Source organism: Cyanobacteriota bacterium (assembly GCA_025054735.1).
Classification (GTDB): Bacteria; Cyanobacteriota; Cyanobacteriia; order SKYG9; family SKYG9; genus SKYG9.
In genome coordinates this window covers 1-1,843 of sequence record JANWZG010000573.1, presented here as the reverse complement: position 1 = coordinate 1,843, position 1,843 = coordinate 1, and the positions used below count along the sequence as shown (strand labels likewise).

Here is a 1,843-nt window from a genome sequence, read left to right as displayed (position 1 = left end):
CTCCTTCAGCGCCAGTTCTCAATCAACGATAGGATGATAAAGCACGTTATGTACTACTGATAGCCCCTATTATCTCCTGGCAAGCAGTCAAGTCCTACGATGACATTCTTTACCACAAAGCCGACGGCATCGCCAAAATCACCATCAACCGTCCGCACAAGCGCAACGCCTTTCGTCCGCAGACCATTGTGGAACTGTATGACGCATTTGCAGATGCACGGGAAGATTTGACGATCGGCGTTGTCCTGCTAACAGGGGCTGGCCCCCATACGGATGGTAAGTATGCCTTTTGTGCCGGTGGCGACCAGAGTGTGCGAGGGCACGGAGGCTACGTGGATGGTCAGGGTGTACCGCGCTTAAACGTGCTGGATTTGCAGCGACTGATTCGTTCCATGCCCAAGGTGGTGATTGCCCTGGTAGCAGGCTATGCGATCGGTGGCGGGCATGTGTTGCATGTGCTGTGTGACCTGACGATCGCTGCTGACAATGCCGTCTTTGGGCAGACAGGGCCTAAGGTGGGCAGTTTTGACGGTGGGTTTGGGGCTAGCTACCTAGCCCGCATTGTCGGGCAGAAAAAGGCACGGGAAATCTGGTTCCTCTGTCGGCAATACAATGCACAACAGGCCCTAGAGATGGGCTTAGTGAATTGCGTAGTACCCGTGGATGAGTTGGAGGCTGAGGGAATTCGATGGGCGCAGGAGATTTTGGCAAAAAGTCCGATCGCCATTCGTTGCCTCAAGGCTGCCTTTAATGCTGACTGCGATGGACAGGCAGGCTTGCAAGAGCTAGCAGGAAACGCCACGTTGCTCTACTACATGACTGACGAGGGCAATGAAGGTAAACAAGCATTCCTAGAAAAGCGATCGCCAAACTTCCGTAACTATCCCTGGTTACCCTGAAGTTGCAACCCCCTAGCAGACGCTATAACCTCCGTTTCAGCCCGTGCCCAGCGCTGATAATCTGTCAACAGTTGAGCCATAAGTCGTTGCTTAATAGTCAGCAACACGCTTTTAAGCAATCCATTGCCCGCAGTTTCCAACAGGGGTGCTGGTGTCAGCCATAGTGGTGGGGGCAACTCCACTTGTACTTCTAGGTCTGCCCGCCCATCTAACTGGGTTAGACCATCTAGCTGCCGAGGTTTGAGAATGCCCGTTAAGGTCAAGCTAAACCGCTGGTTAATGTAGTCAATGCCCCGAATCTCGCAGCCCATAGATTTTAAGTAGACCGTTCCCTCTGGGGTCGCCCATACCTTTAAGTCAACCATTGGCTGAAAGGTCAACTCCATCAAGCTCAGCGGACGCATCTTCAACCGGAAGCACCCACTCCCTAAACTCTCCATCCGGCTGGGATCCACAAGGGCGTTAACTAGACGCTGTGGTTGGCGCAGATAGTGATGAATGGGCACCGACTCAGAAGGCACAGTAATGAGCGCAGTCTGGGAAGCAGCGAAGCGAGTCAGCATGGATAGGGAGTCTCCAACAACAGCTTGTTAACTAATGTTAACTAATTCTCAGCAATCATTGAAATCTAGTTTGTGGACTGCTGAAGATTTATGGAAGTCTTTGCGGGTGCTTGAGTGAGGGTACTCTATACTAGAGGTATGGCAAGTTCTCAAGATGTTCGGCAATATTTGGCCTATTGGTTTCAGTTGGGGAAGCGGGTGTTGTCTAGCGGTGGGTCACAGGCGCTGCTTCCACGGGTGGTCATCGCTGGCGATCGCTACAGTGATGTCTTTGAAACCTGCTGGCGAGAAATTCTCGTAAATCCGTCAGCTTATTACCTAGAGGGAACGACGCAAACCATTGCTGACCTCCTCTCACCCAAGTGGGAACTTTTACCCTGT

Annotated in this window: 3 protein-coding genes; 2 read left to right on the top strand and 1 reads right to left on the bottom strand. The window is 52.1% G+C overall.

Going from position 1 to position 1,843, the window contains the following annotated elements:
- Positions 1 to 128: 128 nt before the first annotated feature.
- Entirely contained in the window at positions 129 to 899 is a 771-nt protein-coding gene (gene menB, locus NZ772_18275) for a 1,4-dihydroxy-2-naphthoyl-CoA synthase (GenBank protein MCS6815503.1), read from the top strand.
- On the opposite strand, the gene NZ772_18270 is transcribed toward menB, so the two are convergent.
- On the bottom strand, positions 881 to 1,462 hold the full coding sequence (locus NZ772_18270) for a DUF1997 domain-containing protein (protein ID MCS6815502.1): 582 nt from the start codon (positions 1,460 to 1,462) through the stop codon (positions 881 to 883). The two genes, menB and NZ772_18270, sit on opposite strands and share 19 nt — an antisense overlap.
- Before the next feature lie 138 nt (positions 1,463 to 1,600).
- On the opposite strand from NZ772_18270, the gene NZ772_18265 reads away from it, so the two are divergent.
- A partial coding sequence (locus NZ772_18265; protein MCS6815501.1) for a hypothetical protein occupies positions 1,601 to 1,843 on the top strand: 243 nt, incomplete at its 3' end.

Bases quoted from the DNA above. Each gene is read 5' to 3' on its own strand.
- NZ772_18270 (MCS6815502.1), bottom strand. From the start codon at position 1,462: ATGCTGACTCGCTTCGCTGCTTCCCAGACTGCGCTCATTACTGTGCCT.